The 22,241-nt window shown below is 65.9% G+C and carries 17 protein-coding genes; all 17 read left to right on the forward strand.

Translation table 11 applies throughout. The features are described 5' to 3' along the window. The first annotated feature begins 253 nt into the window (after positions 1 to 253). The 17 genes from ASD14_RS02460 (at position 254) to ASD14_RS02540 (ending at position 22,212) form a co-directional block, all read left to right on the forward strand. Complete coding sequence (locus ASD14_RS02460) at positions 254 to 1,312, forward strand: pilus assembly protein PilM (RefSeq protein WP_056128318.1); 1,059 nt, start codon at positions 254 to 256, stop codon at positions 1,310 to 1,312. Beyond that, positions 1,312 to 2,010 (forward strand): PilN domain-containing protein, encoded by a 699-nt coding sequence (locus ASD14_RS02465; RefSeq protein WP_056128320.1) that lies wholly within the window; start codon positions 1,312 to 1,314, stop codon positions 2,008 to 2,010. Before ASD14_RS02460 ends, ASD14_RS02465 begins: the two co-directional genes overlap by 1 nt. Next, complete coding sequence (locus ASD14_RS02470) at positions 2,007 to 2,705, forward strand: type 4a pilus biogenesis protein PilO (RefSeq protein WP_056128324.1); 699 nt, start codon at positions 2,007 to 2,009, stop codon at positions 2,703 to 2,705. Before ASD14_RS02465 ends, ASD14_RS02470 begins: the two co-directional genes overlap by 4 nt. 22 nt (positions 2,706 to 2,727) lie before the next feature. Then, positions 2,728 to 3,261 carry a pilus assembly protein PilP gene (locus ASD14_RS02475; RefSeq protein WP_056128326.1) on the forward strand — a complete coding sequence of 178 codons (534 nt, stop codon included), beginning with the start codon at positions 2,728 to 2,730 and terminating at the stop codon, positions 3,259 to 3,261. A 15-nt stretch (positions 3,262 to 3,276) separates the two neighbouring features. Continuing rightward, positions 3,277 to 5,220 carry a type IV pilus secretin PilQ family protein gene (locus ASD14_RS02480; protein WP_056128329.1) on the forward strand — a complete coding sequence of 648 codons (1,944 nt, stop codon included), beginning with the start codon at positions 3,277 to 3,279 and terminating at the stop codon, positions 5,218 to 5,220. A gap of 158 nt (positions 5,221 to 5,378) precedes the next feature. After that, on the forward strand, positions 5,379 to 6,398 hold the full coding sequence (locus ASD14_RS02485) for a MoxR family ATPase (protein WP_056128333.1): 1,020 nt from the start codon (positions 5,379 to 5,381) through the stop codon (positions 6,396 to 6,398). 2 nt (positions 6,399 to 6,400) lie between these two features. After that, positions 6,401 to 7,336 (forward strand): DUF58 domain-containing protein, encoded by a 936-nt coding sequence (locus tag ASD14_RS02490; RefSeq protein WP_056128336.1) that lies wholly within the window; start codon positions 6,401 to 6,403, stop codon positions 7,334 to 7,336. After that, complete coding sequence (locus ASD14_RS02495) at positions 7,336 to 7,788, forward strand: DUF4381 domain-containing protein (protein WP_056128340.1); 453 nt, start codon at positions 7,336 to 7,338, stop codon at positions 7,786 to 7,788. Before ASD14_RS02490 ends, ASD14_RS02495 begins: the two co-directional genes overlap by 1 nt. 2 nt (positions 7,789 to 7,790) lie before the next feature. After that, positions 7,791 to 8,801, forward strand: a complete 1,011-nt coding sequence (locus ASD14_RS02500; protein WP_056128904.1) for a VWA domain-containing protein — start codon at positions 7,791 to 7,793, stop codon at positions 8,799 to 8,801. After that, positions 8,798 to 10,558: a VWA domain-containing protein gene (locus ASD14_RS02505; RefSeq protein WP_056128907.1), complete on the forward strand. Its 1,761-nt coding sequence runs from the start codon at positions 8,798 to 8,800 to the stop codon at positions 10,556 to 10,558. Before ASD14_RS02500 ends, ASD14_RS02505 begins: the two co-directional genes overlap by 4 nt. Continuing rightward, positions 10,555 to 12,231 carry a BatD family protein gene (locus ASD14_RS02510; RefSeq protein WP_056128344.1) on the forward strand — a complete coding sequence of 559 codons (1,677 nt, stop codon included), beginning with the start codon at positions 10,555 to 10,557 and terminating at the stop codon, positions 12,229 to 12,231. Before ASD14_RS02505 ends, ASD14_RS02510 begins: the two co-directional genes overlap by 4 nt. Before the next feature lie 70 nt (positions 12,232 to 12,301). Next, on the forward strand, positions 12,302 to 13,633 hold the full coding sequence (locus tag ASD14_RS02515) for a dicarboxylate/amino acid:cation symporter (RefSeq protein ID WP_056128346.1): 1,332 nt from the start codon (positions 12,302 to 12,304) through the stop codon (positions 13,631 to 13,633). Between the two features lie 235 nt (positions 13,634 to 13,868). Then, positions 13,869 to 15,182, forward strand: coding sequence for a dicarboxylate/amino acid:cation symporter (locus ASD14_RS02520; RefSeq protein ID WP_056128349.1), 1,314 nt, complete (start codon positions 13,869 to 13,871; stop codon positions 15,180 to 15,182). 495 nt (positions 15,183 to 15,677) lie between these two features. Continuing rightward, positions 15,678 to 17,669 carry a transketolase gene (gene tkt / locus ASD14_RS02525; RefSeq protein WP_056128352.1) on the forward strand — a complete coding sequence of 664 codons (1,992 nt, stop codon included), beginning with the start codon at positions 15,678 to 15,680 and terminating at the stop codon, positions 17,667 to 17,669. Positions 17,670 to 18,017: 348 nt separating this feature from the next. Further along, complete coding sequence (locus tag ASD14_RS02530) at positions 18,018 to 18,512, forward strand: hypothetical protein (RefSeq protein WP_056128356.1); 495 nt, start codon at positions 18,018 to 18,020, stop codon at positions 18,510 to 18,512. Between the two features lie 311 nt (positions 18,513 to 18,823). Next, positions 18,824 to 19,984 (forward strand): right-handed parallel beta-helix repeat-containing protein, encoded by a 1,161-nt coding sequence (locus ASD14_RS02535; protein WP_056128359.1) that lies wholly within the window; start codon positions 18,824 to 18,826, stop codon positions 19,982 to 19,984. Positions 19,985 to 20,133: 149 nt separating this feature from the next. Beyond that, positions 20,134 to 22,212: an NADPH-dependent 2,4-dienoyl-CoA reductase gene (locus tag ASD14_RS02540; protein ID WP_056128362.1), complete on the forward strand. Its 2,079-nt coding sequence runs from the start codon at positions 20,134 to 20,136 to the stop codon at positions 22,210 to 22,212. The last annotated feature ends 29 nt before the right edge of the window (positions 22,213 to 22,241 follow it).

Here is a 22,241-nt window from a genome sequence, read left to right on the forward strand (position 1 = left end):
GGCGATCATGGCCGGAAGGGGAAGATCTTCGACACCGGACGGCACCGATTGGGGTGGTGACCGCGGGGCAGGGGATCTTGTAGGGGTCGGGCGAGTGCCACGGCCGTTCCGGTTCTGGTTCGGCGTTCAGAGGGAAAAGCGGTCTGGTTGGCAGTTCCCGAAACGGGGGAGTTGCCAGCCCGGGGAAAGTCCGATATTTAAGGCAGGGCCACACGAAGTGCGCGTAAGCGCTTGTGGCATGGGGAGAAAAATCGTGGGGATCGTCACAAAAGGCCAGCCGACGCTCGTCGGCGTGGACATCAGTTCGACCGCGGTCAAGCTGTTGCAGCTCTCAAGGGCCGGCGACCGCTACCGCGTCGAGCACTATGCGGTCGAGCCGCTGCCGCCGAACGCCGTGGTCGAAAAGAACATCGTCGAAGTCGAGGCGGTGGGCGAGGCGATCAAGCGCGCGGTCAACCGCTCCGGCACCAAGGTGAAATACGCCGCTGCCGCGGTCGCGGGCTCGTCGGTGATCACCAAGGTGATCCCGATGCCGGCCGACCTGGACGAAGACGATCTCGAATCCCAGGTGGAACTCGAAGCCGTCAACTACGTCCCGTACCCGATCGAGGAAGTGAATCTCGATTTCGAGGTCCTCGGGCCGATGCCGAACAACCCCGGAACGCTGCAGGTGCTGCTCGCAGCTTCGCGTTCCGAGAACGTCGAACTTCGTTCGTCAGCGCTGGAAATCGGCGGCCTGACTCCGAAGGTTATGGACGTCGAAGCCTTCGCGATCGAAAACGCCTTCGCGCTGCTCGCCAACCAGCTGAGCGGCCCGCGTGACGGTCTCACCGCGCTGATCGACTCGGGCGCGACGATGACCACGCTCAACGTGCTGCGGAATGGCCGCAGCCTCTACAGTCGCGAACAGGTGTTCGGCGGAAAGCAGCTCACCGACGAAGTGATGCGCCGCTATGGCCTCAGCTACGAGGAAGCCGGCTTGGCCAAGCGCCAGGGTGGGCTGCCGGAAAGCTACCAGGCCGAAGTACTCGAACCCTTCAAGGAAGCGATGGTCCAGCAGGTCAGCCGACTGCTGCAGTTCTTCTACGCCGGCAGCGAATTCAACCGCGTCGACCAGATCGTCCTTGCCGGCGGCAATGCCGCGATCCCGGGCATTGCGCAAATGGTCGAGGAGCAACTCGGTGTTCCGACCCTGGTCGCGAACCCGCTCGCCCACATGACGCTCGGCCCACGCGTACAGGCCCATGCCCTCGCGCAGGACGCCCCCGCGCTGATGATCGCCTGCGGCCTGGCCCTGAGGAGCTTCGACTGATGGCACGGATCAACCTCCTCCCGTGGCGCGCCGAACGGCGCAAGCAGCGCCAGAAGGAATTCAGCATCCTGCTCGGCCTTTCTGCCTTGGGCGCGGTGCTGTTGTCGTTCCTGATGGTCGGCTACTACAAGGCGCAGATCAGCGGCCAGAACGAGCGCAACCAGTATCTGACCGACCAGATCTCGCAGGTCCAGAAACAGATCGACGAAATCAAGCTGCTCGACGAAAAGAAGGCCAAGCTGCTCGCCCGCAAGGAAATCATCGAGAAGCTGCAGGCCAACCGTTCGCAGATGGTGCATCTGTTCGATTCGCTGGTACGCACGATCCCGGACGGCGTGATCCTGACCTCGATCAAGCAGGACGAAGACACGCTCACGCTTGAAGGGCGTGCCCAGTCGAATGCGCGCGTGAGTACCTACATGCGCAACCTCGAGGGCTCGGGCTGGATGACCAAGCCGGACTTGTCGATCATCGAGGCGAAGGGCGAGGACAAGGCGCTGCCCAACATGTTCAAGCTGTCGGTGAAGCTCTCCAACCCGAACGCACCGAAAGACGAGGACGGCGATGGTGTTCCGGATGCTCCCGCGGCTGCTCCTGCCGGCGTTGCGCCCGCAGGTAGTGCACCTGCGGCGGCCCCTGCCACTCCGACCGACACCGCCCCGGCTGCAGCCCCAGTGAAACAAGGAGCCGCCTCGTGAGCGCCAAGAAATTCTCACTGCGCGAACTCGATTTCAACAACATGGGCTCCTGGCCGCAGCAGGCCAAGGTCGGCTTCTGCGTGATCATCGCCCTGCTGATCGTCTTCCTGAGCTGGTGGCTGTTCGTTCGCGACAAGCTGGGCGAGCTGGAAGGTCTTGAGAGGCAGGAGACCGAGCTGCGCCAGGAATTCGAAACCAAGCAGGGCCGCGCCGCCAATCTCGAGCCGCTCAAGCAGCAGCTCGCGCAGATGGAAGAACAGCTGAAGCAGATGTTGCGCCAGCTGCCGAGCAAGACCGAAATGCCTGACCTGATCGTCGACATCTCGCAAACTGCGCTGGCAACTGGCATCACCAACGAACTATTCCAGCCTGGTCCGGAAATCCCGAAAGAGTTCTACGCAGAGAAGCCGATCGCGCTGCGCATGGTTGGCACCTATCACCAGTTCGGCGGCTTCGTGAGCGGCGTTGCGACGCTGCCGCGAGTGGTGATCATGACCATGCACGACATCTCGCTGAAGCCCCGCGACAAGGACAAGAATGGCAAGCCCGTGGGAATCACGGCAAATATGCCGCTCGAACTTGCCGGTACGGTGAAGACCTATCGCTATCTTGATGAGGAAGAGGTGGCCGAGCAGGAAAAGGCGGCCCAGACAGCGCAAGGTGGCAGTGCGGCCGGTACGCAGGGGGGAACCTGAGATGCTCGGACACTCTGACCGCATGACTACCGTCCGCAAGCGCATCCTGCTTGGCGCAGTGCTGGTCCTCGCGCTGGTGGGCTGCACTCGCGGCATTACCAGCACGCCAGGCGAGGCCCCCAACCTTGAGAAGTGGGTGGCGGAAGTCAAGGCGCGCCCGGCGCCGCCCCTGGATCCCCTTCCGGTGATGCAGCAGTTCGAAACATTCGAATACGCTGCCTATGCATTGCGCGATCCCTTCAGCACCGCCTTCACCGATGCCGACAACGGCTCGGGCCCGCGTCCTGATCGCCAGCGGCGCAGGCAGACGCTCGAGCAATTCCCGCTGGATAGCCTGGATATGGTCGGCACGTTGGGCCGCGGTGCGGGGGTGATCGCACTCGTAATGGCCCCGGACAAGGTGACCTATCGCGTGCGCCCGGGGGACTACATGGGCCAGAACGATGGGCGGGTGACCGGTGTGTTTGAAGACCGCATCGAGTTGGTGGAACTGGTGCCGGATGGCGCGGGTGGCTGGCTGGAACGTCCAGCGTCGGTCGCATTAGAAGATCAATGATTGGGGGATGACACGATGACCGTTTTCAACGCCAACCGCTCCATGCGCGCCGGCCCCGCTCGTGTTGGTCTAGGCCTCGCGATCGGGCTGCTTGCAGGAATGAGCGCCGTGCACGCCGCCACACCGGTATCGCACGGCACTTTCACCCCGACTTTCGTCGCGCAGCTGGCACCCGCTGCCGCGCCGGCACCGAGCAACGATCCGGCGAAACAACTGCCGGGTGCGATCTCCGTGTCCAACATCGACTTCAAGCGCGGCGACGGCGGCGCGGGCAAGTTGATCCTGCGCTTCACAGGCGACGGTGCTGCCCCGGATCTGCGCAGCACCGGGTCGACCATCACGATCAACGTAGGCAATGCGCAGCTGCCGGCCAACCTGCAGAAGCCACTGAATGTCACCGATTTCGCGACGCCGGTGCAGTCGATCGATGCGCGCTCGGCAGGCACGGGTACCCAACTCGTACTCAACACGGCCGGTGCTTATGAGTCGATGGCTTACCAGACCGGTCGCGACTACATCGTCGAGATCATTCCGCGCGCAGCAGGCACCAAGCAGCGTGCAGTGGGCGCAGCTGCGACTACTGGCACGACCGGCGCGCGTGCGTACAGCGGTCGCCCGGTGACGTTCAACTTCCAAGATGTGCCGGTTCGCACGGTTCTACAGCTGATCGCGGAAGAGTCGGGGCTGAACGTTGTCGCCGCCGACACCGTCCAGGGCAATGTCACCCTGCGGTTGGTCAATGTGCCGTGGGATCAGGCGTTGGACATCGTCCTGCAGGCCAAGGGCCTTGATAAGCGTCGCAGCGGCAACGTCGTCTGGATTGCCCCGCAGGCAGAAATTGCCAAATACGAACAGGACAAGGAAGACGCGCGCATCGCCTTGGACAACCGTGTCGATCTCGTCACCGAGTACATCCAGATCAACTACCACAATGCCGGCGCCATCTATAAGGCATTGACGGAAGCCAAGGGGATCGGCGGGAACAGTGGACAAGGCGGCGGGGGTGGCAACAACCAAAACGATAATGGCTTCCTGTCGCAACGTGGACGGCTGGTCGCGGACGATCGCACCAACACCCTGATGGTCAGTGATATCCCGAAAAAAGTCGTCCAGATCCGCGAATTGGTGCGGGTGATCGACCGTCCGGTGGACCAAGTCATCATCGAGGCCCGTATCGTGATTGCGACCGAAACCTTCGCGCGTGAGGTGGGCGCCAAGTTCGGTATCAACGGCGCCACTGGCAAGGATGGTGATCGCAGCTCGCTCGGCTTTGGTGGCAGCGATACAGCGTCGTCTGGCAATGCGGTTACGCGTGGCAACAATCCCAACACGCGCGGTGCGATTACCCGCAACCTGAACGTAGACCTTGGTGTGCAGAATCCGGCAGGAGCATTGGCACTCTCGATTCTCAATGCCGGTTATCTGCTCGACGTCGAACTTTCGGCGATGCAGGAAGAAGGCCGCGGCGAAGTCATCTCCAATCCGCGCGTAGTCACCAGCAACCAGCGCGAAGCCGTGATCCGCCAAGGCCAGGAAGTCGGCTACGTAACGGTGACGCAGGGTGCCGGCGCAGGTGGCAACGTCGCCCAGCAGACCGTGCAGTTCAAGGACGTCCTGCTCGAAATGAAGGTGACCCCGACCATCACCAATGACGGCCGCGTCTTCCTCAACATGAACGTCAAGAAGGATGAAGTCGAAGATTTCGTCGAAGCCTCCATCGGCAGCGTTCCGCTGATCAACAAGCGCGAAGTCAACACGGCGGTGCTGATCGAAGACGGTCAGACCGTCGTCATCGGCGGCGTGTATGAATTCCGCGACCGCAGCGACATCCAGAAGGTCCCCTTCCTTGGCGACATTCCCTTCCTGGGCAACCTGTTCAAGAAGAAGGGCAAGAACAAGGAAAAGGCGGAACTGCTGATCTTCGTCACGCCGAAGGTATTGCAGGTTTCCCAGCGCTGATCCGCGCTGATCGAAGCCAACTACGGGAGCCGCAAGGCTCCCGTTTTCGTTTTGCTCGACGCGGAATGCAACTGTCGCCCAACTGAACCCTGACCCGGTGCGTGAACCCGCTGCGCCTTCTTCGGTCAAAATGGGTCCGATCCGCCAACGAGTGCCCGATGGACAGCAGTATTCCCCCGATTCCGGCCGCCCCGCGACATGAAGCGGGAGGGCAGCTGCATGAGGCCTTTAGCGATCTGCGCGCCGCGTTGTCGGCCGAGATCGTCGGCCAGGCGGCCCTGATCGAACGCCTGCTGATCGCACTGCTCGCCGACGGCCACCTGCTGGTTGAAGGTGCGCCCGGCCTCGCCAAGACGAGCGCCATCCGCGCCTTGGCCGCGCGGCTCGATGCCGATTTCGCCCGCGTCCAGTTCACGCCGGATCTGTTGCCTGCGGACCTGACCGGTACGGAAGTCTGGCGGCCCCAGGATGGGCGTTTCGAATTCCAGGCCGGGCCGATCTTCCACCCGTTGCTGCTCGCCGACGAAATCAACCGCGCGCCCGCCAAGGTGCAATCCGCGCTGTTGGAAGCCATGGGTGAGCGTCAGGTGACGGTCGGCCGGCAGACCTATGCGCTGCCGCCTTTGTTTCTGGTGATGGCGACGCAGAATCCCATCGAGCAGGAAGGCACGTTCCCGTTGCCCGAAGCGCAACTCGATCGCTTCCTGATGCACGTCCGCATCGGTTATCCGGAAGCGGCGACCGAAACAGAAATCCTCCGCCTGGCGCGCGAACGCGCACGCGCGACCGTCACCTCGATGCCCGCGGCGATTACCCGCATATCGCAGGCCGACGTATTCGCTGCGCGTGCTGCAGTCCTCGATCTGCATGTGGCGCCAGCGGTCGAGCGCTACCTGATCGAACTCGTCCTGGCCTCACGCGATGCGCAGCGCTATGACAACGCGCTCGCACGACGGATTGCCTGGGGTGCGAGTCCCCGCGGCTCGATCGCACTGGAACGTTGCGCGCGCGCGCATGCGTGGCTGGCCGGGCGCGACTTCGTTACGCCCGACGACGTGCGCGCGATTGCGCCTGACGTACTGCGTCATCGCATCCTGCCCAGTTACGAAGCTACCGCCGAAGGCTGGGATGGCGATCGCCTCGTGGCAGAACTGCTGCGGCAGGTACCGTTGCCCTGAGCATGGACGGGCGGGCCGTTCCAGCAAAACCGGTGAGCGGATCCGACAACGGCATCCGGCCTTCGCTATCCGAACTGGTAGCGCTGCGCGGCAGCGTGAGCGGGCGCCGGAATGCAAAGCTCGGACGGCAGGGCGTGACCGGGCACTCGCTCTCGCCCCTGCGCGGACGCGGCATGGAATATGCCGAATCGCGCGACTATGTTGCTGGTGATGATGCGCGGCACATCGACTGGCGCCTCACCGCGAGAACCGGTCGCGCCCATACCAAACTGTTCCAGGCTGAACGCGAGCGCCTGACGCTGATCGTCGCGGACACCGCCCCGTCGCTGTATTTCGGCACGCGCGTCCGCTTCAAGTCCGTGCAGGCCGCGCGTGCGGGTGCGGTGGCCGCGTGGGCGGCTGCACGTGACGGCGATCGCATCGCGGCGCTCCGTGGCAGCGTGCGTGAAGCGCCCGTCACGCCGGCTTCGGGCGCGCGCGGCGCACTGCGTGTTCTCGATGCGCTCGTGCGCTGGTATTCGCAAGCGCCTGAAGAAGACGCGGGGCTCAACGTCGCGCTCGATCACGCACAACGATTGCTGCGTCCTGGATCGCGCGTGGTGTTGCTGGCTGATCCGCGCAGCATCGCTGACATTCCGGAACGGCGTTGGCCCGCATTGGCGCAACACCACGAAGTGATCGTCCTGTTGCTGACTGATCCACTGGAAACGGCGCCGCCGAAATCCGCGGTGCCGTTCAGCACCGACGGCCATCGCGTCGAGATCGATCTTGCTTCGGCCGCGCAACGCCAGCGTTGGCTGCGCGAGTTCGCCGCGCCTGTCGAAGCCGCCATCGCCTCGCTGCCGTCACGCGGCGTGCGCGTGCAGGCGTTGCCGGGCGACGCGCCGAGTGAATCCTGGTTGCCGCTGCTGGGCCGGACGCGGCCGATGGTGGCGTGATGCAGGACGCATCGCTGGTCCTCCGCGATATCCACCAACCCGTCGCCCCTGCGTGGTGGCCGCCTGCGCCCGGGTGGTGGGTTGTAACCGCCATTGTGCTCGTCGCAGCACTGGGCTTCGTGCTGTGGCGGCGACGCCGTCGCGAACGGCAGCGCCGCATCGCCGGGATATTCGACGACACGATCCGGTCCGCAGACGGCGCGCCCGCACAGATCGCCGCCATGTCCGAACTGCTGCGCCGCGCCGCGCGCCGCCACAATTCGCAAGCCGACAAGCTGCAGGGCAGCGCGTGGCTCGAATATCTGGATGCGGATGACAAGCGCCATCCGTTTACCAGAGGCATCGGAAGACTGCTGCTCGAAGGCGGCTTCCGCCGTGATGCCCATCCGGAAGACGTGTCCGCGCTGCACGCACTAACACGCGAACGCTTCATCGAGTGGATGGCGAAGTGACCATGCCATCGATGCCGTCCATCGAAGCCTTGACCGAACTGTTTGCCTGGCCCTGGTTGCTCGCCGCGCTGCCGTTGCCGCTGCTCGCGCGCTGGCTGTTGCCAGCATCGCGTGCGAGCGGCGCCGCGCTTCGCGTGCCGTACGGCCCGCGCCTGGATGCCATCGCGCAGGGCGGTGGTGGGCATGCACTGCGGGGCGGCGTGCATCCCCTGCTGGTGCTTGCGTGGATCCTGCTCTGCGTCGCCGCCGCGCGTCCTCAGCAGCTCGGTGACGCCGTGCAGCCACCACAGGTCGGTCGCGACCTGATGCTTGCGCTGGACCTGTCCGGCAGCATGGGCGAACCCGACATGGAACTCGGTGGCCGCCCCGTCGATCGCCTTACGGCTGCGAAAGCCGTGCTCGCCGACTTCCTCGAACGGCGCGCGGGCGACCGCATCGGCCTGCTCGTGTTCGGCCGACGCGCGTATGCGCTGACTCCGCTTACGCTCGATCGCGATTCCGTGCGCGAGCAGCTCGGCGACAGCGTGGTAGGGCTCGCCGGCCAGGAAACCGCGATCGGCGACGCGATCGGCCTCGCTGTGAAGCGCCTGCGCGCGCAACCGGCGGAGCAGCGCGTGCTGATCCTGCTGACCGATGGCGTCAACACCGCCGGCGCACTCGACCCCCGCAAGGCCACCGAGCTCGCGCGCAGCGAACACGTGCGCGTGCACACGATCGCGTTCGGCGGCGACGGCTCGCTGTCGGTTTTCGGCTTCAAGCTGCCGATGCCGGGTGCGGGCGACGAAGTCGACGAGTCCACGCTGCGCGCGATCGCCGAGCAGACCGGCGGCCGCTTCTTCCGCGCACGCGATACAGCGCAGCTCGTCGACATCTATGCGGAAATCGATCGGCTCGAACCGATCCGCCGCCCCGGCAAGGCCGTGCGCCCGAAACTGGAGCGTTATGCGTGGCCACTTGCAGGCGCATTCGTGTGTGCGTTGTTGGCCTTGGCGTGGCCGCGGAGACGCGCATGAATCCGGCCGCATTGCTTCAGGATTTCGCGGCGTTGCATTTCCTGCGTCCGTGGTGGCTGTGCGCTCTCGTGCTCCTGCCAGTGCTCGCGTGGTGGTGGCGCAGGCGGCAGCGCGAAAGCAGCGCGTGGCACGCCTTCGTCGATCCGCACCTGCTTCCGCAGCTGCTGGAATCCCGCGGTGATCGCAGGAGCCGTGTCGCGCCGTGGCTTGCCGCGCTGGGCTACCTGCTCGCGGTGCTCGCGCTGGCAGGTCCGAGCTGGCGCCGTTCCGAACAACCGTTGTGGCAGAGCCAGACCCCGCTGGTCGTGGCGCTGGATCTCTCCAGCGCATCGCTCGCCGCCGACCTTCCGCCCTCGCGCCTCGCGCAGGCACGCGCCAAGCTCGCCACGCTGCTGCGCGAACGCAACGGCGGGCAGATCGGCCTCGTAGCATTCGCCGGCGACGCTTTCACCGTGGCGCCACTGACCGATGATGCGGCGAATGTCGCGCTCTACCTCGATGCGCTCCAGCCCGATGTCATGCCGCGCGATGGCCAGCGGGCGAGTGAAGCGATCGAATGGTCGGCGCGGCTGCTGAAGCGCGCCGGTGCGCGCAGCGGCGACATCGTCGTGCTGACCGACCACGCCGACGATGCCGCCATCAACGCAGCCTCGGAAGCGGTGGCGGGCGGTTACCCCGTGTCGGCATTGGGACTGGGTACAGAAGCCGGAACCGTCTACCGCCGCGTCGACGGAAGCATCGCCAACGCGCGCCTCGATTCGGCTTCGCTTCGCAAGCTCGCGGCCAACGGTAATGGCGGCTACGCGGCGCTCTCGGGCGATGATTCCGATCTGCACGCGCTGGGCGTGCTGGAGCCGCGCACTTCCGATGAAGTCGGCGGAACCGGAAGCGGCTTCACCTGGCGCGACGAAGGCTTCTGGCTGCTGCCGCCGCTGATGCTGCTGGCGTTGTTTGCTTTCCGCCGTCGCACCGGCGGCACATTGGTGCTCGTGCTGTTGTGCGCCGGGTTTCCGCTGCACAGCGCGCACGCGCAGGGCGTGTGGCGCCGACCCGACCAGACCGAATACGCGCGCATCCAGCGCGGCAATGAGGCTTACCGCAAAGGCGATTTCAAGGCGGCGGCGCAGCAGTACGACGATGCCGACACCGCCACCGCGCATTACAACCGCGGCAATGCACTGGCGAAAGCCGGCCAGTACCAGCAGGCGATCGATGCGTACAACGAAGCGTTGCGCCGGCAGCCGGGCATGGCCGATGCCATCGCGAACAAGCGCGCAGTCGAAGCGGCAATGAAGCGGAAACAGTCGCAGTCCAGCCAGGGCAACCAGCAGCAGAAATCGCAGGGCGATCAGGACGGTCAATCGCAGCCGCAATCCGGGCAGCCGTCGCAGTCGCGCAATCCCCAGCCAAACGACCAACAGCAGCAGTCCTCGAAGCAGGACGTCCAGCAACAGAAGAACCAGCAGCAACAGGCCCAGGACACACAGGCCAAACCGCAGGACGCAAAAGCGCAGCAACAAGCCGACCAGGCCCAACGCGAACGCATGCAGCGCGCACTGGAACAGGCACGCAAGCAGGACGGCAAACAGCCAACGCAGGAGGCCGCGCGCGCAAGGGAAACCCCCGAGCAACGCGAACGCCGCCTGGCCAACGAAGCCTGGCTGAAGCGCGTGCCGGACGATCCGGGCGGGCTGCTGCGGGCGAAGTTCCGCCTCGAATACGAACGCCGCGTGTCGCAGGGCAGGGCAGAAGAATGAAGCCGTACGCAACCATCGCGCATCGCGCGCTCGTATTCCTTCTGCTGGCGCTGTGCGCGTTGCCGGCCTTGGCGCAGACGCGCGCGTGGCTCGATCGCGATCGCATCAACGCGAACGAAACCGTCACCCTCAACATCCGCACCACCGGCATGACGCGACCCGATTACGACCCGCTGCTTGCCGATTTCATCGTAAGCGGGCGCAGCAGTCGCACCGAAATGGACAACACCGGCGTGCACAGCCTGTACGCCGTCGCGCTGCAACCGCGCCGCGCAGGCCGCATTACGATTCCAGCGCTGCGCGTCGGCAACGAACGCACGCAACCGCTGACGCTGCAGGTGGAAGGCGCCAGCGCTCCCGCTCCATCGCATGCGGGCGATGACGTCTTCATCGAAAGCGAACCCGACGACGCCACGCCCTACGTGCAGCAGGCCGTCGGCTGGATCGTGCGCCTGTATTCGGCGGCGCCGCTGATCTCGGGGCAGCTCGATCAACCCGCGCCCGATGGCGCTTCGTTGCAACAGGTCGGCGAAGACGCCCGCTACGTGCGTCAGATCGCCGGTCGCCGTTACGAAGTCGTCGAGCGCCGCTATCAGCTGATTCCCGAACGCAGTGGCGCGGTGACCGTGCCCGGTGCAGTCTTCGAAGGCCGTGGCACCGGTGGCTTCTTCGACGAGCTGTTTGGCGATCGTGGCGGCGCACTCACTGCGCAGGCCGCGCCGCGCACGTTGCAGGTGCAGCCCGCGCCCGCGAACGCGCCACAGCCGTGGCTGCCGCTGCGCGACCTGCAACTGCGCTACGCCACGACGCCAAGCGGACTGCGCGCGGGCAGCGCCGGAAGTCTCGTGATCGAGGCCACCGCCGATGGCGCGACGGCCGCGCAGATGCCGGAGCTCGAATTGCCGCCCATCGATGGCGTGCAGGTGTTCGCCGAGCCGGTGCAGGCCGACGAAACCTTCCGCGAAGGCCGCCCGCGGGTGAAGCTGACGCGCCGCTTCTCGCTGGTGCCATCGCGCGCCGGTGCGACGCAGTTGTCAGGGCTCCGTATCGACTGGTGGGATGTAGACGAAGGCGCGCGGCGCACGGCGGCGCTGCCACCGATCCCATTGGCTGTCGCTGCGGCCGATGGCTCCGCCGCGCCGCCGGCTGCAGTGCCGCAAGGCGCTGCAGCGACAGACGCCAACGCAGCGCCAACTACTTCGACGAATCGCGGCTGGATCATGGCGACGCTGTTGTTCGCCGCGCTGTGGCTGGCGACGCTCGTGTGGGCCATGCACCAGCGTTCGCATCCCGCTCCGGCTTCACGCAGGCGCGTGCCTGGCGAATCCACCGGATCGCCACCGCAGCCAGCCCGCTCGACCGCCGAGCTGAAGCGCGCACTCGACACCGGCGACCTCGGCGAGGTGGCCGACGCGCTCTGCGCGATGGCCGTGCCGCCTGTGCTCGACATTGAGGACGTGCGCAGCCGGCTCGCCGACGCCGCGCAGTGCGAAGCCGTCGACGCCCTGCAACGCGCCCGCTGGGGTGGCGGCGACGGCGCGACCGCGCGCCAGCGCCTGCGCCAGGCGTTCGCCACCGGCCCGAAGTGGCAAAAGGAAACGACGCCCGCACCGACGCTGCTGCCGCCGCTGTATCCGGACACGGTTGGCGAAAAGCGCAATCGGGCAGGCTGAACGCCATAGCCGCAAGGACGTCCGGAACGGCTGGTGTACTCTGCGCCGTCGAAAAATCACCGGAGTCCGCATGAGCCACGTCCACCTGCCCCCTGCCGCAGCCACCCGCGGCATGCCCCTGCACGTGAAGGTGCTGATCGGCTTCGTGCTCGGCGCGGTGCTGGGGCTCGCGGCGCACTGGTTCGGTGGCGCGGACGTGCCATTCATCGCGGGCCTCGTCGAATTCGTGGCCAAGCCCGCCGGACAGGTCTTCCTCAACCTGCTTTTCATGCTGGTGCTGCCGCTGATGTTCTCGGCGCTGGTGCTCGGCGTGGGCGAACTCGGCGACATCGCCAGCCTCGGCCGTCTCGGCTGGCGCACGCTGACCTACACCGCGGTCGTCACCGGCGCGGCCGTCGCGATCGGCCTGCTGATGGTCAATGTGATCCAGCCCGGCACGCACATGGATCCGGCGCTGGTGCAGCAGGCGATGGCGAGCAACGCGGGCAAGGTCGGCGACATCGTCGCCAGCGGCCAGCAGCTGCGCTTCTTCGACCTGCTGGTCAACATCGTTCCACACAACGTCATTACCGCGGCGGGCGACGACAAGCAGAAGCTGGGCATCGTCTTCTTCGCGCTGATGATCGGCATCGGCCTGGTGCTCACGCCTTCGCCGGCGACGCAAGCGTTCAAGCACGCGCTGCAGGGCTTGTTCGAGATCAGCATGCGGCTGATCGGATTGTTCATCCGCCTCGCGCCGTATGCCGTGGCGTGCTTCATGTTCAGCCTGTGCGCGCAGCTCGGCTGGGACGTCCTGGCGGGACTCGCCTACTTCGTGATCACCGTGGTGCTGGCGCTCGCGCTGCACATGTTCGTCGTGCTGCCGCTGTGGGTGAAGTTCATGGGCGGGATGTCGCCGCGCGCGTTCTTCCGCGGCAGCCAGGAAGCCACGCTCACCGCGTTCGCCACCGCATCGTCCACTGCAACGCTGCCCGTTACGCTACGCGTGGCCGAGGAAAACCTGCGCCTGCCACGCAAGGTGAGCCGCTTCGTGCTGACCGTGGGCGCATCGGCCAACCATCACGGCACGGCGTTGTTCGAAGGCGTGACGGTGTTGTTCCTCGCGCAGGTGTTCGGCCTGCACCTGCCGCTCGTCGACCAGTTGCTCGTGCTCGCGTTGTGCATCCTCGGCGGCATCGGTACTGCGGGCATTCCATCCGGCTCGTTGCCGGTGATCGCGATGATCTGCGGCATCATCGGCCTCAATCCGGCCGGCATCGGCATCATCCTCGGCGTCAACAGCTTCCTCGACATGTGCCGTACCTCGCTCAACGTCACGGGCGATCTCGCGACCGCGGTCGTGGTGTCGGCGCGAAGTGGTGAAGTGGCGGAGTCCGAGTTGCCGGTGACGGAAACCGTTTGACGTAGCGACGCACTGTCGTCGTCATTCCCGCGAAGGCGGGAATCCATGGACGTCGGTTTTTTATCCAGAGATGCCCGCCAGTCGCCTGTGCGGGCATCTTTTTGCCTGCCCGTCCGGTCTTTTGAAGGTCACGCCCAGGGATTGCCGCCTTCGCGGGAATGACGAGCAACGCCTTGACGAGCGCAGATAGAACAGGTTGCTAAGCTCGGGACACTTCCGCCGCCGGAGCCGCACCATGAGCGAAGCCATTCGCACCAGGACGAAGCTTCCGCTGCACTGGAAGATGCTGATCGGTTTCCTCGCCGGCCTCGCTGCCGGCCTGGTGGTGCACTACACGGTCGGCGCCGACGTGGCATGGGTGCAGATGCTCACCACCTACGTCACGCAACCCGCGGCGACGATCTTCCTGCGCCTGATCTTCATGCTCGTCATTCCGTTGCTGTTCGCGGCGCTGGTGATCGGCGTGTCGGAGATGGGCGACATGCGCGCGTTCGGCCGCGTTGGCTGGCGCACGCTGCTCTACACGGTGGTGATGTCGGGCCTCGCCGTCGTGCTCGGGCTGGTGCTGGTGAATCTCTTCAAGCCCGGCGCCGGCGTGGACGAAGCGCAGGCGCTGAAGCTGCTGAGCGACAACGCCGAGCGCGCGCGCGGCATCATCAGCGAGGCCGGCGAGCAGCCCAAGGGCCTGGACATGCTGCTGTCGATCGTGCCCGACAACATCGTCGCCGCCGCATCGAGCAACAACACGATCCTCTCGGTGATGTTCTTCGCGCTGATGCTGGGCATCGGCCTGGTGATCGCGCGCAACGAAGCGACCGAAACGCTCAAGCGCGGCATCCAGGGCCTGTTCGACGTGTCGATGACGCTGATCGGCATGGTCATCCGCCTCGCGCCGTACGCGGTGGCGGCGCTGATGTTCAACATGACGGTCGTATTCGGTTGGGACCTGCTCGGCAAGCTCGCTGAATACGTACTGGTAGTGGTGCTCGCGCTCGCGCTGCACCTGTTCGTCACTTATTCGATCGCGCTGAAGCTGCTCGCCGGCTGGTCGCCGCTGAAGTTCTTCAAGGGCGTGCAGGAAGCGATGCTGCTGGCGTTCTCCACCGCGTCGAGCAACGCGACGCTGCCGACCTCGCTGCGCGTCGCCGACGAGAAGCTTGGCCTGCCGCCGCGCATCTCGCGCTTCGTGCTCACGGTCGGGGCGACCGCCAACCAGAATGGCACTGCGCTGTTCGAAGGCGTCACCGTGATCTTCCTTGCGCAGTTCTTCGGCGTCGAGCTGTCGCTGGCGCAGCAGGTGACGGTGATGTTGGTGTGCATCCTCGGAGGCATCGGTACCGCGGGCGTGCCGTCGGGTTCGCTGCCGGTGGTGGCGCTGATCTGTTCGATGGTGGGGGTGAAGCCGGAGGGCATCGGCCTGATCCTGGGCGTGAACCATTTCCTGGATATGTGCCGGACCACGCTGAACGTCACCGGCGATCTTGCGATCGCGGCGATGGTGTCGAAAGGGGAAACGGAAGCGGTGGTGGAAGCAACGGAAACCGCGTAAGTCGCAACTTGCGAGGTTTTTTCCGTTCTCCCTTCGGTCGCCGACGGCAGAGGGCTCACAGCCCCCAACGATGGGGTCAGGGACCCCATGTGATCGATCCTCAGGCTCCAACGATGAGGTCGCACCCCATGTGATCGATCTTCCAACCCCAACAATGGGGTCGCAGACCTCATGTGATCGATCTTCCGACCCCATCGATGGACTCGCGCACCCCATGCGATCGATCTTCCGACCCCAACGATGGGGTGGCGGACCCCTGCGACCGATCTCCGGACCACAACCAGATGGGGTCGCGGACCCATGTGATCGATCTTCCAACCCCAACGATGGGGTCGCCAACCCCGCGCGCGCTATCCGGAACCCCACGCGTCGCATCCACGTCGCCAACCGCGACATCCCGAACCCGGCCCGCGCCCCGTGCTGTGGGACAATGGCGCCCTTCGCCGGGGCGGCCGCCCGCCCTGAGTCCGCCGCTTCCCAATCCCAGCCGAGCCCATGACGACGCCGACCCGCCGCGATCTCGCCAACGCCATCCGTTTCCTTGCCGCCGACGCGGTCCAGGCCGCCAACTCTGGCCATCCCGGCATGCCCATGGGCATGGCCGACATCGCCGAGGTGCTCTGGAACGACTACCTGCGGCATAACCCGAAGAACCCGACGTGGTTCAACCGCGACCGCTTCATCCTCTCCAACGGCCACGGCTCGATGCTGCAGTACGCGTTGCTGCACCTCGCCGGTTACGACCTGTCGATCGAGGACCTGAAGAAGTTCCGCCAGCTCGAATCGAAGACCCCCGGCCACCCGGAAAACTTCATGACGCCGGGCGTGGAAACCACCACCGGCCCGCTCGGCCAGGGCTTCGCCAATGCCGTCGGCATGGCGCTCGCCGAGAAGCTGCTGGCGCAGCGCTTCAATAAACCCGAGTACGACATCGTCGACCACCACACCTGGGTGTTCATGGGCGACGGCTGCCTGATGGAAGGCATCTCGCACGAAGCCGCATCGCTCGCCGGCACCTGGGGCCTCAACAAGCTCGTCGCGTTCTGGGACGACAACAAGATCTCGATCGACGGCAACACCGACGGCTGGTTCACCGACAACACGCCGGCGCGCTTCGAGGCCTATGGCTGGAACGTCGTGCGCGGCGTCAACGGCCACGATGCCGACGAGATCAGGACCGCGATCGAGACCGCGCTGAAGTCGACCGACAAGCCGACGCTGATCTGCTGCCGCACCACGATTGGTTTCGGTTCGCCCGCGAAGGCCGGCAAGGAATCCAGCCACGGCGCGCCGCTGGGCAAGGACGAAATCGCCGCGACGCGCGAAGCGCTGAAGTGGCCGCACGCGCCGTTCGAGATCCCGCAGGAAATCTACGACGGCTGGCGCGCGGGCAACACGGGCCTGGTGCGCGAGGACCAGTGGAACACGCTCTTCGACCGCTACGCGCAGCAGTTCCCGGAACTCGCCGCCGAACTCACCCGCCGTTCGCGCAACGAACTGCCGGAAGGCTTCATCGAAGCCGCTGACGCCTACATCGCCAAGCTGCAGGCGGAAGGTCCGGTCGTCGCCTCGCGCAAGGCGTCGCAGATGGCGATCGAAGCTTTCGCGCCGCTGCTGCCGGAACTCGTCGGCGGCTCGGCCGACCTCGCGCATTCCAACCTCACGTTGTGGAAGGGCAGCAAGTCGGTCGCGACCAGCGATCCGAACGCCAACTACATCTATTACGGCGTGCGCGAATTCGCGATGACCGCGATCAGCAACGGGCTCGGTTTGCACGAGTGCTTCATCCCGTACGACGCCACCTTCCTCGTCTTCAGCGACTACGCGCGCAACGCCGTGCGCATGAGCGCGCTGATGGGCGCGCACGCGATCCACGTGTACACGCATGATTCGATCGGCCTCGGCGAAGACGGTCCGACCCACCAGCCGATCGAACACCTCGCCTCCCTGCGCTACATCCCGGGCAACGACGTGTGGCGCCCGTGCGACGCGGTGGAATCGGCGGTGTGCTGGAAGAAGGCGATCGAACGCTACAACGGCCCGAGCTGCCTGGTCTTCTCGCGCCAGAACCTGCCGCACCAGCCGCGCACCGCGCAGCAGGTGAAGGACATCGAGCGCGGCGGTTACGTGCTGAAGGATTCGGCCGGCCAGCCCGAGATGATCCTCATGGCGACGGGTTCCGAAGTGGGCCTCGCGATGCAGGCTGCCGAACAGCTCGGCGACAAGGTGCGCGTGGTGTCGATGCCGTCGACCGACGTCTTCGACCGCCAGGATGACCAGTACCGCGAAAGCGTGCTGCCGAAGGCCTGTCGCAGGCGCATCGCGATCGAGGCAGCCACCAGCGATTTCTGGCGCAAGTACGTCGGCCTCGACGGCGCGGTGATCGGCATGGAGCGTTTTGGCGCGAGCGCACCGATCGAGCAGCTGCTGCCGCATTTCGGTTTCACCGTCGAGAACGTGATGGCGGCGGCGAAGGCGCTGGGTTGATGCGCCGCGCGTGAGATCGCGACATTGCTGAAGCATGCAGACGGCGCTTTCGGCGCCGTTTGTGTTTGAGTGCCGGTTCGCCGCGCATTCCCTTCTCCCCGCATGCGGGGAGAAGGTGCCCGAAGGGCGGATGAGGGGCGGCGAGCGCAGCGAGCTGCTCCTGCTTCTTCGGCGAAAAGGCAAAGCACCGCTCGCTACGCTCGCGGCTCCTCACCCGCCCGTTGGGCACCCCTCTCCCCCGCACGCGGGAGAGGGGGTAAAGCCGCGCGCGCGCGTGCGGCTTCCGTCTCCATTACGTCTGCCACAATCGCCCAGCCGCCGACTCCCATCCATGCAAAGGAGCTGCACATGAGCGACGAACCCGTTTCCCTCACCCTGCCGCGCACCCAGCTGGTCGCGATCGACAACGCGCTCGACCTGGTCGAGTCGCAGCTCGAGCGGCTGCTCACCCTCGATGAGGAATACGACGAGGACGACGAGTTGCCGGAGCGGCCGACGCAGCGGCCGTTCAAGCCCGTCGAAGAAACGCGGCTCGGCCCGGAGCAGGAACGCTTCTGCCGCGAGACGCTGATGCGCCTGCTGCTCAATCCGCAGCTCGACGTGTCCGACATCCCGCACGCGAACGAGGCCCTGCGCGCGCTCGACCAGCTGCGCCCACGGCTCGTGCGCCTGCAACGGCTGGGCGAACGCGCGTCGCACGCGCACTCGGTACTGAGCGAGCACGTGATGCTCTGCGCGCTGATCGGCTACGGCACCCTGCGGAACGCGGACCAGCATCATGGGCTGGAGCCGCTGCGCGAGGCGACGCGGGCACGACGCAGGCGCGGGAGTTCGTCGCCCTAGTCGTAGTCGCATGAAGTGCGGGCAGCCCGTATTCGCCTGCACCCGCGCAGACAGCCAACTGAACAGGCGCGGCGCCGATGGCAGCGCGGCCGCTCTTGCGCAATCGCGCCGTTGCCTTGGATTCATGCCAGCCGCAAGCGGCGCTCAACCCTATTCAGTTCTTCGCGACTTTGAAGGCGCGCACAAAACGGAACTTCCAATCGCAAATTCTTTCACGGCGTCTCTACATTCCCAACCGGCCCGAAGGCCCCGTGCATCGCTTGCCAGGGAAGAACGACTTAAGCCGAAGGCAGCCGGCACCCGGGAAATACATGAATCTTGCAGACGAACAGACCCTGCGCCTGCCGGAAACGGCGCGCCGCGATTTTTTGAAGAAGTCCTCCGCGGTCGCCGTATCCGTGGTCTTCGGCAGCGTCGCGCTGCCGGCGCTCGCCGCCTACGTTCCGCCGACCCGCTCGCGCGGCACCACGACGCGCAACGTGCGCAACTATGGTGCGGTAGGCGATGGCGTGCATGACGATACCGCCGCGATCCAGGCCGCGATCAATTCGCTGCCATCCACGGGCGGCGTCGTGTCCATTCCGGCTGGTACCTATCTGGTCGACACGACCAAGCGCATCAGCCTGCGCAGCCTGATGCTGCTCTCGCTGGCTCCGGGCGCCGTGCTGAAGGCGAAGACGTCTTCGGTACGCCGTGCCTACCTGCTCAACGTCAACAACGTGAGCGATGTGGAAATCGCGGGCGGCCAGATCGTCGGCGACCGCGACACCCACCGGTACGTCACCGGCTACACCGACGAATGGAACCACGGTGTCGCCATCAACGGTTCCAAGCGCGTGACCCTGCGCGACATCCGCGTCAGCAAGTGCACCGGCGACGGCGTCTGCATCGGCGGTTCGTCGAGCGACGTGGTGATCGCGAACATCGTCTCCACGCAGTGCCGCCGCCAGGGCCTGTCGATCACCCAGTCGACCAACGTCAAGGTCTACGACTCGGAGTTCAGCTACACGCAGGGCACCAAGCCCGAGTGCGGCATCGATATCGAACCGGATGAGCCGTACTCGGTGTCCAACGTGGTGATCGAGAACTGCTGGATCCACCACAACAAGGCCAACGGCGTGCAGATCTACAAGCGCACCAGTGCGGTGACGCTGCGCGCCAACAAGATCGAATACAACACCGGCTTCGGCGTGCTTGCGATCGGCGCGGGCGGCGGATCGATCGTCTCGAACCAGATTCTGCACAACCGCCTCTACGGCATCGGCCTGCGCGCGGCGAGCCACGGGTTCTCGGTGAGCGGCAACACGTTCCGCAACAACAAGACGATGTTCTTCGGGGTGAAGACCTCCACCGCCACGCCGATCAGGGTCACGGGCACCAGCACCTCGACCAGTCCGAAGACGACGTGGCACATGGAGATCACCTCCGACTGCTACAGCAACTCGATCGGGACCAACTACTACGCCCAGTAACGGCGTCGTCGTTCCCAATCACCGCAAACAAGAGCTGCCGCGCATCCACGCGGCGGCTCTTTTTGCTTGCGGCGTCCGGATCGCCGTGCCCCTTGTGAACCTACCGCTTTCCCGGCATCGTGCGCGTTCCATACGCGACCGTACTGCGAATGACCGCCCAGCTGGTTTCCGATCCGAAGTCCGCCCCGCCACGCCCGGCCTTCCCGCACCTGTTCGCGCCGCTCGACCTCGGCTTCTGCACGCTGCCCAACCGCGTGCTGATGGGGTCAATGCACACGGGACTGGAGGACAAGGCGCGCGATTTTCCGAAGCTCGCCGCGTACTTCGCCGAGCGCGCGGAAGGCGGCGTCGGCCTGATGGTCACCGGCGGCTTCTCGCCGAACATCGAAGGCTGGCTCAAACCCTTTGGCGGCACGCTGCGCTGGCCCTGGGACGCGCGCAAGCACCGGCAGGTGACGCAGGCGGTGCATGCGCACGGCAGCCGCATCTGCCTGCAGATCCTGCATGCGGGCCGTTACGGCTACCACCCGCTGCAGGTCGCGCCTTCGAAGCTGAAGGCGCCGATCAATCCCTTCACCCCGCGCGCGTTGTCGGCCGGTGGCGTCGAGCGCCAGATCCGCGCCTTCGTGCGCACCGCGAAGCTCGCGCGCGACGGCGGCTACGACGGCGTCGAGGTGATGGGTTCGGAAGGCTATCTGCTCAACCAGTTCACCGTGCCGCGGACCAACAAGCGCAACGACGCATGGGGCGGCGACGCGGCCAGGCGCATGCGCTTCGCGGTGGAAATCGTGCGCCGCATCCGCGAAGCCTGCGGGCCGGACTTCATCATCATCTATCGCCTGTCGATGCTCGACCTGGTCGACGGTGGCAGCGAGTGGGAGGACGTCGTTGCGCAGGCAAAGGCCGTGGAAGCCGCGGGCGCGACGCTGATCAACACCGGCATCGGCTGGCACGAAGCACGCGTGCCGACGATCGCGACGTCCGTGCCGCGCGCGGCCTTCACCGGAATCACGGCGCGGCTGAAGCCCCACGTGCAGGTGCCGCTGATCACCACCAACCGCATCAACATGCCCGACGTCGCCGAGCGCATCCTCGCCAACGGCGAAGCCGACATGGTGTCGATGGCGCGTCCGCTGCTGGCCGATCCGCAATGGGTGAACAAGGCGCGTACACGCCGCGTCGACGAGATCAACACCTGCATCGCCTGCAACCAGGCGTGCCTCGACCATGTCTTCCAGAACCAGAACGCGAGTTGCCTGGTGAATCCGCGCGCGTGCGCGGAAACCGAACTCGTGTATCGCGCGACGACTGCGCCGAAGAGGGTTGCCGTCGTCGGTGCTGGACCTGCGGGACTTGCCGCTGCAACGGTGGCGGCGGGGCGCGGTCATCAGGTCACCCTGTTCGACGCTGCAGCGGAAATCGGCGGCCAGTTCAACCTGGCCAAGCGGATTCCGGGCAAGGAAGAGTTTTACGAAACCCTGCGCTACTTCCGGCGCAGGCTGGAGCTGACCAAGGTCGACGTGCGCCTCAACACGCGCGCCGACACGACGACGCTGGCGACTTCGTTCGATGAAGTCGTGCTTGCCAGCGGTATCCAGCCGCGCAGGGTCGATTTCCCCGGTTCAACGCATCCGAAGGTGGTCAGTTACGTCGACGTGCTCACCGGTCGCGTCGTGCCCGGACAAAAGGTCGCGATCATCGGTGCAGGCGGCATCGGTTTCGATGTCGCCGAATTCCTCGTGCACCGGCACGAGCCCGGCAACGGCGACATGCCCTCGCCCGATCCGAAGCGCTGGCGCGCCGAGTGGGGCGTGGACCTCGACTACAACGGCAACCGCGGCGGCCTGCGGGACGCAGCACCCGAACCGGCCGCCCGCGCCGTATGGCTGCTGCAGCGCAGCCCGGGCAAGCCCGGCGCGAAACTCGGCAGGACCACCGGCTGGATCCACCGCGCCACGCTCAAGGCGAAGCAGGTGCGCATGCTCGGCGGCGTGGAATACATCGGCGTCGACGACGAAGGCTTCCACATCCGCATCGACGGCGCGCAGCAGACGCTGCCCGTCGACCATGTCGTCGTGTGCGCCGGCCAGGAGCCCTACCGCCCGCTTGCCGACGACCTGCGCGCTGCCGGTGTCACGGTGCACGTTATCGGCGGTGCGGATGTCGCCGCCGAGCTCGACGCCAAGCGCGCGATCGACCAGGGCAGCCGGGTAGCGGCGGGGCTATGACTGTCGGATTGCGGCCGCAGGACGGCTCC

The organism is Lysobacter sp. Root494 (assembly GCF_001427225.1).
GTDB lineage: Bacteria > Pseudomonadota > Gammaproteobacteria > Xanthomonadales > Xanthomonadaceae > Agrilutibacter.